Genomic DNA, 8,467 nt, shown 5'->3' on the forward strand with positions numbered 1-8,467 from the left:
CGGGGACGCTCGCTTCCGCTGTGGCCACCACCACTGAGTCACCCCCGGGCCTCCGGGTCGCTCATGCGCAGGACGAGCCGCAGGGTGTCGGTCAGGACGGCGGTGGGGACGGAGGGGTCGGCGACGCGCTGGACGCCGAGGCCGATGCCCAGGCTGAGGAGGGCCATCGCGGCCCGGTCGGCGGGCATGGCCGGGGGGACGCCCCGCTCCTGGGCGAGCGCGTCGAGCAGCTGGGCCAGGGCCTCGCGGACCGCGGCGACGCGCGCGGTGATCTCCTGCCGCAGCTCGTCGTCATGACGCGCGCTGGTGAGGAACTCGACCTCCAGCGTGGTCCAGGCCTCGTCTCCGATGTGCGCCTCGGCCCAGGCGGCGAAGGCGGCCAGGCGGTCGTCGAGGGCGGCCTCGCCCAGCACGGCGTCCGTGAGCAGCGCCAGCTGTTCGGCCCGGATGTCGTCCAGCGCGGCGAGGCACAGGTGGTCCTTGCTGCGGAAGTTGGAGTAGACGGCACCCTTGGAGTAGCCGGCCGTCTCCGCGACGTCGCTGAGCGAGGTGGCGGCGTACCCGTCGGAGAGAAACAGCTGCCGCGCGGTGGCGACGAGCCGCTCACGCGTGCGTTCCTGACTCTCGACGCGGCTGAGGCGGGCCATGTCTCGCTCCCTCTCCCGTCCTGCACGGCGTTCTCGGGAACCTCCCGCGGTTCCGCACTCTCCCAGCCCCCGGATCCTAACTCCGGCACGGTCTGTCCACCGCTTTCGGATACCGCTAGTATCCGGATCTCGTCGGTATCCCGAATGGGCGGAGACCTCAGTGACCGCGACGAGCACACGAACGACCCCTTCTCGCACGACCCCGTCCCGGGGACTGGTCCTGGGCTGCGGCGGAACGCTCGGCGCGGCCTGGACGACCGGCGCCCTGCACTCGCTCCAGCAGGCCACGCGCTGGGACCCGCGCGACGCGGAGGTCCTGGTGGGCACCTCCGCCGGGGCCGAGGTGGCGGCGATGCTCGGTGCCGGTGTCGGCGTGGCGGAGCTGCTGGCCGCGCAGCTGGGCCGGCAGGACGCCCGTCCGGAACTCCTGCGGCACTTCGCCACCCCGCCCCGGGCGCTTCCGCCCCGGCCCGCGGCCTTCCTCGGATCGCCCCGGCTGGCACGCCACGCGCTGGGCCGCACCGCTCCGGCGCTGGCCGGGCTGTCCGGCCTGCTTCCCCAAGGCCGCGGCGACGCCCGCTGGTTGGCCGCCCTCGCGGACTGTCTGACGCCTCCCGGACAGTGGGTCCGGCATCCGGCGACCTGGCTGGTGGCCACCGACTTCGACACGGGCCGCCGTACCGTCTTCGGGCACCCCGACACCCGGCCGGTCGCCCTGCGGGACGCGCTGCGGGCGTCCTGGGCGGTGCCGGGCTGGTTCCCGCCCGTACGCGTCGGGGGCCGCCGCTACGCCGACGGCGGCATCCTCTCCACCGCGTCCGCCGACCTCCTGATCCCGAGCGGACTCGACGAGGTGTACGTCATCGCGCCCATGAGCTCCCGCTCCCCCGGACCGCGCCGGGGGCTCGGCCGCGCGGAGGCACTGCTGCGCCGCGTCATGACCCGCACGCTCGACGCGGAGTGCGCCGCGCTGTGCGCGGCGGGCACCCGGGTCGTCCGGATCGAGCCCAGCGCCGCCGACCTGGAGGTGATGGGCGGCAACTTCATGGACCCCCGGCGCCGCCTGACGGTCCTGGAGACCTCCCTGCGCACGACACGCGCCCTCGTCCGCGAGGCGGTACGCGCCACCGCCGACTCCACCGCCACCGCCGACGCCGAGACCGACGCCCGGACAGGAGCCTGAGATGCCGCAGCCCGAAAGCCCCGACAGCCCGGCCGGAACCGTCACCCGCGAGACCCGCCACGTCGAGGCGCTGATCATCGGCAGTGGTCTCTCCGGCATCGGAGCGGCCGTCAAGCTGCGCGAGGCGGGCGTACGTGACCTGGTCCTCGTCGAGAAGGCGGACGACCTGGGCGGCACCTGGCGCGACAACACCTACCCGGGCTGCGCCTGCGACGTGCCCTCCGCCCTGTACTCCTACTCCTTCGCCCCCAACCCGGAATGGACGCGGGCCTTCGCCGGCCAGCCCGAGATCCACTCCTACCTCCGCGCCACGGCGGCCGCGTACGGCATCACCCCGCTCATCCGCTACGGCACCGAGGTCACCCGGGCGCAGTGGAACCCCGCCGAGGCCCGCTGGCACGTCGAGACCAGCCGCGACCACTACACGGCCCGGTTCCTGATAGCGGCGGCCGGGCCCTGGCACGAACCCCTGCTCCCCGACATACCCGGCCTCGCCGGCTTCCCCGGCGAGGTCTTCCACTCCTCGCGCTGGCGCCACGACCACGACCTCACCGGCACCCGTGTGGCCGTCGTCGGCAGCGGCGCCTCGGCCGTGCAGTTCGTGCCCGCCGTCCAGCCCCGCGTCGGCCGGCTCCACCTGTTCCAGCGCACCGCCCAGTGGGTGCTGCCCAAGCCCGACCACCCGGTACCGCGCGCCGAACGCCGGCTGCTGCGGAGTCTCCCCGGAGCCCAACGGGCACTGCGGGGCGCGGAGTACGCGGCGCTGGAGGCCCTCGGCGTCGGCTTCCGCCACCCGGCCCTCCTGCGGGCGGTGCAGAAGGTGGGCACGCTCCACCTCCGGGCCACCGTCAAGGACCCGGCCCTGCGACGGGCGCTGACCCCCGACTACACCCTGGGCTGCAAACGGCTCCTGCTCTCCAACACCTACTATCCCGCCCTGACCCGGCCCAACGTCACCGTGCACGCCACGGCGGTGAAGGCCGTCGAGGGCAGCCGTGTCATCGGCGAGGACGGCAGCCGCGCGGACGTCGACACGATCATCCTGGGCACCGGCTTCCACATCCTCGACATGCCCATCGCGCAGCGTGTGTTCGACGCCGGTGGTGCCGGCCTCGACGACCACTGGAAGGGCAGCCCGGACGCCTACCTCGGCACCACCGTCAGCGGCTTCCCCAACGCGTTCGTCCTCCTCGGACCGCACCTCGGCACCGGCCACTCCTCCGCGTACACGGTCCTCGAAGCACAACTGGACTACGTGGCGGGCGCGGTGCGGCACTTCCGCTCGGCGGGCTGGGCCAGTATGGACGTACGTCCCGAGGTGCAGGCCGCCTTCCACGCCGAGGTCCAGCAGGCGCTGCCGTCCACCGTCTACAACGCGGGCGGCTGCTCCAGCTACTACCTCGACGACAACGGCCTCAACAGCTTCAGCTGGCCCTGGTCGACGGGCCGGATGCGCCGGCGGCTGGCGAGGTTCGACCCCGAGGCCTATGCCGTGACGGGTGCCGCCGGCTGAGGCCGCCGCCGGATGGCCGCGATCAGGAAGGACAGGCCCGTGGTCACGGCGGCGGTCCCCAGCATCACCATCGTGACGCCGATGACGAAGAGGCCGCTGGAGTCGTCCGACCAGTCGTAGAAGCAGGCGACGGTCAGGCCGGCCGTGGTACCGACGACAGCGCCCGCGATGTGGCGCCTGGACGCCGCCCAGACCACCGGTATCAGCAGGGTCAGCACCAGGCCGATCACCTGCCACGCCTCGTACGGGCCGGTCGACGAACCGTCGGGATGCACATCACGGTGCTGGTCCCAGCCCAGCCACACGGCCCACATGGTCAGCGAGGCCACGGCCGTCACCAGGGTCGGCACCGACCGGGAAAGGGTTTTCAGGGGTCCTTGGCTCATGTCCCCAGCCTCTCGGCACGCCCCCGCGCCGACCAGAGCGCAGGTACTCAGCTCGACCCGAGTACCTGCGCGGGGCATCCGGTTAGTGCTCACGAAGACATGGCAACCGGCATGCCGCGCGACGACGCGTCGGAGCGCGATCAGCCGCACTGCCTTGATCGCATGGTTCGCCCACTGTCGGCGTCGCCTCACGGTCAACCCACAGACACCCCTCCCCCGTCCTAGGTGACGTGAGAGGCGCCCGGGACCGACGGGACGTCTGCGCATGGGGTGTTGAGGAGAGGATCATTGATCCGTGCCCGGCGAATATGTGTGACCGCCGTGGCGGTGCTGGCGGCCCTGGCGGGCCTGCCCGAACCGGCACAGGCTGAACAGCCGCACGAACCGCGGCTGTTGAGCGCGACGGACGACACCCCACTGCCGCGGGGGTGGCGGATCGACGGGGAGGGCGGGGCGCGTGAGCTGGTCTGGCGTGCGCCGAAGGCCGTGCCCATGGGGGATGCGCGGATCGAGTTCCGCAGCGGGGACCGGCCGCTCGGGGCGCCGAAGCCGGCGAGGGACGGGCGGACCTTCCGGCTCGCCCTCGGCGAGGCTCGGCCCGAGCAGCTGACGGACCTTCAGGTGACGGCCGCGGGGCGCCGCCTGGACGCGGCGGCCGACGACACGCACGGGTCCGGCTCGCGCGTGGCACGGATGCCCGCGCAGGCGTCGGCGAACGGCGTCGATCCGGGCAGGCCCGGCTCGTACCGCACGGTCGCCGGGGAGTACGGCCTCGACCCGGTGCGCCTGCCCGGATTCGACACCCCGGTGGAGATGACCGCCGAGGTGGTGGCGCCGAAGGGTGCCACCGGCAGCCGGCCGCTCGCGCTGTTCCTGCACGGCCGCCACAACACCTGCTACAAGCCGGGCTCCGAGGACGACGTGACCGGCGACTGGCCCTGCGCGGACGGCTACAAGCCGATCCCGAGCCACCAGGGCTATCTGCGCGACCAGCAACTGCTGGCCTCCCAGGGCTATGTGACGGTGTCGATCTCGGCGAACGGCATCAACGCCCAGGACGAGGAGGCCGAGGACGCCGGCGCGCAGGCGCGTTCCTCGCTGGTACGGCAGCACCTCGCCCGCTGGGCCGACTGGACCGCCCATCGCTCCTCCGCCCCGGCCGTCGTACGCAAGGCGGCGAAGGCGGACCTCTCCCATGTCCTGCTCGTCGGCCACTCGCGCGGTGGCGAGGGCGTCAACCGGGCCGCCATGGACAGCCTCTACCCGCCGCCGGCCGCCGAGGACGGCTACCGGGGCCCGGTGCGCTGGAAGGTGCGCGGGACCGTGCTCATCGGACCGACGATCTACGGCGGGAACCCGGTCGCCGACGTGCCGTCCGTGACACTGCTGCCGGGCTGCGACGGCGACGTGTCGGACCTGCAGGGCGAGAACTTCGTCGACGGGACGCGCGGGATCAGCCGGGGCACGGCACTGCACAGCGCGGTCTACATGGCCGGCGCCAACCACAACTACTTCAACAGCGAGTGGACCCCGGGCGAGGCCGTCGCACCGGCCAGGGACGACTCCGGGGTCGACCCGGAGCAGCCGGACCCGGTGTGCGCGCCGGGGGCCGCGACCCGGCTGACCGCCGCCCAGCAGCACAAGGCGGGCGCCACGTACATCGCCGCCGCGGCCCGGCTCTTCGTCGCCGGGGACGATCGGGTGCGTCCGCTGCTCGACGGTTCCGGCAGGCGAGCCCCGTCCGCGGACCCGGCCCGGGTGCTGACCCACGCGGTCGGCGGCCGCCGCAGCGGTGGTTTCCTGCCGGACGGCGGGGCCAAGGTGACCGGCGCCCGGCTGTGTTCGGCGATCGACCCCGACCCGGCCGTGGCCTGCCTGGACCCGGAGACGCCCGGATCGTCACCGCACTTCGCGTCGTGGGAGACGGACAAGGAGACCGGCCGCAGCGCGGTGGCGCTGAAGTGGTCGGCGCCGGGCAGGGCCGCGCGTATCACTCCGGCCGAGCCGCTCTCCCTGCGCGGCTCCCGGAAGCTCGCGCTCCGGGTCTTCGTACCGCCGAACACGACCGGCACGAAGTTCGACGTGTCCGTCACCGACTCCTCCAACCGTCGGGCGACCCTGGGCTCGGTCCGGGTGGACGGGCTCCCGGGCTCCGCGAACACCGCCTCCTACTGGGCTCAGGAGCTACGTGTCCCGCTGTCGGCCGCGACCCGGGCCGGGCTCGACCTGAGGCATGTCAAGTCCCTTGAGCTGAAGTCCCGTTCGCGGTCCGGGCGGGCCTGGCTGATGGACGCCTGGGGCTGGGCGCCCGGCACCTCGGCGGTGAAGGCGACCGCACTGCCGCGTGTCGACGTGGGCCGCACGATCGTCAAGGAGGGCGACTCGGGCACCCGCACCTACCGGATCCCGGTCGAGATCTCCGGGCACGGCAGCGGGCAGGTCCGCGTGTACGTCCTCGACCCGGACAGCGGCCGGGCCGAGGACCGCCTCGTGACCGTACGGCCCGGCGGCGACGCGATCGACGTACCGGTAGAGGTGAAGGGCGACACGGTCTACGGCGACGACGTGGAGCACGACATCGTCGTCAAGGCCGTCCACCACGCCGTCGTCGGCAAGCACCGGGGCGGGGTCGTCGTCGAGAACGACGACCCCGAGCCGGTGATCACCCTGTCGCCGGTCGCGGACCGGGTGACCGAGGGAGAGACGCTGACCTGGCGGCTGTCCGTGGACAAGCCCACGGCGGTGGACAACTGGGTGCCGGTGCGGGTGCTTCCGGTCACCGAGGGCGCCGAGCTGTCCACCAAGGACGCGGACCCGCAGTGGCTCAGGGAATCGTCCGGTGACGTGCCCGACCCCGAGCGGCCGCTGTCCGACGCGAGACTGTGGGTGTGGGTGAACATCCCGCCAGGGAACACCAGCGTGGACTTCGACGTGCCGATCGTGCGGGACCAGGTGGCCGAGCCGACCGAGTCGATGCGCCTCGCACTGACCGACAGGCACGCCGAGCCGCTGCCGGACAGTCCGGTGCTGACGGGGACGGTGCTCGACAAGCCGTAGGTACGAGGTACGAGGTACGAGGTACGAGGTACGAGGTACGAGGTACGAGGTACGAGGTACGAGGTACGAGGTACGAGGTACGAGGTACGAGGTACGAGGTACGAGGTACGAGGTACGAGGTACGAGGTACGAGGTACGAGGTACGAGGTACGAGGGATCGTGAGCACCCTCTTGTGCGGGGTCCGGTCTGTCCGGGCCCCGCGCTTCACGAGGTCACGCGGATCCCGACCGTCCCGTCCGGCCCCCGGCGCAGCCTCCTGCCGAAAGGCGTGAGCCGGCCGACGACGCCGTACTTGCGGGCCAGGAGCCACCGGAAGCGGGCGGTGGTCGCCGCGTCGATCGGTTCACCCGCGCGGCCAACGGTGGGTCACCCTCCGACACGTCCGACGCTTTTGTCAGGACCCTCTAAGCGGGTGAAGCCCGGTCCCGGATTCCTGGTGCGGGGCATGGATGAAGCCCCCGGCCCTATCCGGCCGAGTCGGCGGACACGACGCGCTGGAGTTGAGCGATGAAACCGATGAAGCAGAACCCTGACCGGACCGACCCCACCGGCACCACGACCCACCACGTCCCGGTCCTCGTCGTCGGGGGTTCCCTCGTCGGCCTGTCGGCCTCGGTGTTCCTGGGCAGGCTGGGGGTGCCGCACATGCTCGTGGAGCGGCACGCCGGCACCTCCATCCATCCGCGCGGCCGGGGCAACAACGTCCGCACGATGGAGCTGTTCCGGGCGGCCGGCGTCGAGCAGGGCATCCGGCGGGCCGCCGCCACGCTGGCCGGCAACCACGGCATCCTGCAGACGCCCACCCTGGTCGGCGACGCGGGCGAGTGGCTCTTCAAGGAGATCGACGCGGGCGGCGGCCTGGCCCGGTTCAGCCCCAGTTCATGGTGTCTGTGCAGCCAGAACGACCTGGAGCCGGTGCTGATCGAGCACGCCGCGCGGTACGGCGGCGATCTGCGGTACTCCACCGAGATGATGTCGTTCGACAGCGATCCCTCGGGTGTCACCGCGATCGTCAAGAGCCGGGAGACGGGCGAGCACACCACCATCCGCGCGGACTACCTCATCGCCGCCGACGGCCCCCGCAGCCCCGTCCGCGAACAGCTCGGCATCGGCCACAGCGGACCCGGCGACCTGTTCCACAACGTCAGCGTCACCTTCCGCTCCCGCGGCCTCGCCGAGGTCGTCGGCGACCGCCGCTTCATCGTCTGCTACCTGACGAACCCGGACGCCGACGGGGCGCTGCTGCCCGTGGACAACCGGGAGAACTGGGTCTTCCACGCCCCCTGGCACCCCGAACACGGGGAAACCCTGGAGGAGTTCACCGAGGAGCGGTGCGCCGAACACATCCGCCGCGCGGTCGGGGTCGCCGACCTCGACGTCGAGATCACCGGCAAGGCCCCCTGGCACGCCGCCCAGCGCGTCGCCCGCAGCTACCGGTCGGGACGTGTCTTCCTGGCCGGCGACTCGGCCCACGAGATGTCCCCCACGGGGGCCTTCGGCTCCAACACCGGTATCCAGGACGCCCACAACCTCGCCTGGAAGCTGGCGGCGGTGCTCGGCGGCTGGGCCGGCGAAAGCCTGCTGGATTCGTACGACGCCGAGCGCCGCCCGGTGGCGGAGGCGACCAGCGCCCGCGCCGCCGCCCGGTCGGTCGAGCACAGCCACCCCGGCTTCGCCCCG

General features: G+C 72.7%; 6 protein-coding genes and 1 pseudogene. 4 read left to right on the top strand and 3 right to left on the bottom strand.

Annotation, left to right across the window (positions count from 1 at the left end; genetic code table 11):
• Positions 1-38 precede the first annotated feature (38 nt).
• Positions 39-647, bottom strand: coding sequence for a TetR/AcrR family transcriptional regulator (locus AWZ10_RS30740; protein WP_060892594.1), 609 nt, complete (start codon positions 645-647; stop codon positions 39-41).
• Positions 648-807: 160 nt separating this feature from the next.
• Between AWZ10_RS30740 and AWZ10_RS30745 the strand changes: the two genes are divergently transcribed.
• Both AWZ10_RS30745 and AWZ10_RS30750 read left to right on the top strand, forming a co-directional pair.
• On the top strand, positions 808-1,830 hold the full coding sequence (locus tag AWZ10_RS30745) for a patatin-like phospholipase family protein (RefSeq protein ID WP_060892595.1): 1,023 nt from the start codon (positions 808-810) through the stop codon (positions 1,828-1,830).
• 1 nt (position 1,831) lies between these two features.
• Positions 1,832-3,343 (top strand): flavin-containing monooxygenase, encoded by a 1,512-nt coding sequence (locus AWZ10_RS30750; protein WP_078935716.1) that lies wholly within the window; start codon positions 1,832-1,834, stop codon positions 3,341-3,343.
• Here the strand turns inward: AWZ10_RS30750 and AWZ10_RS30755 are convergent.
• A complete protein-coding gene (locus tag AWZ10_RS30755) occupies positions 3,316-3,729 on the bottom strand; it encodes a hypothetical protein (RefSeq protein ID WP_046709143.1) in 414 nt (137 codons plus the stop codon). The two genes, AWZ10_RS30750 and AWZ10_RS30755, sit on opposite strands and share 28 nt — an antisense overlap.
• A gap of 288 nt (positions 3,730-4,017) precedes the next feature.
• Here AWZ10_RS30755 and AWZ10_RS30760 point away from each other — a divergent pair, with 288 nt between their 5' ends.
• Positions 4,018-6,786, top strand: a complete 2,769-nt coding sequence (locus AWZ10_RS30760; RefSeq protein ID WP_060892596.1) for an alpha/beta hydrolase — start codon at positions 4,018-4,020, stop codon at positions 6,784-6,786.
• Positions 6,787-6,991: 205 nt separating this feature from the next.
• On the opposite strand, the pseudogene AWZ10_RS54080 reads toward AWZ10_RS30760, so the two are convergent.
• Positions 6,992-7,132: pseudogene (locus tag AWZ10_RS54080) on the bottom strand (PPOX class F420-dependent oxidoreductase); the annotation flags it as partial.
• 162 nt (positions 7,133-7,294) lie between these two features.
• Between AWZ10_RS54080 and AWZ10_RS30765 the strand changes: the two are divergent.
• A partial coding sequence (locus AWZ10_RS30765; protein WP_060892597.1) for an FAD-dependent oxidoreductase occupies positions 7,295-8,467 on the top strand: 1,173 nt, incomplete at its 3' end.

Source organism: Streptomyces europaeiscabiei, assembly GCF_001550375.1.
Lineage (GTDB): Bacteria > Actinomycetota > Actinomycetes > Streptomycetales > Streptomycetaceae > Streptomyces > Streptomyces europaeiscabiei.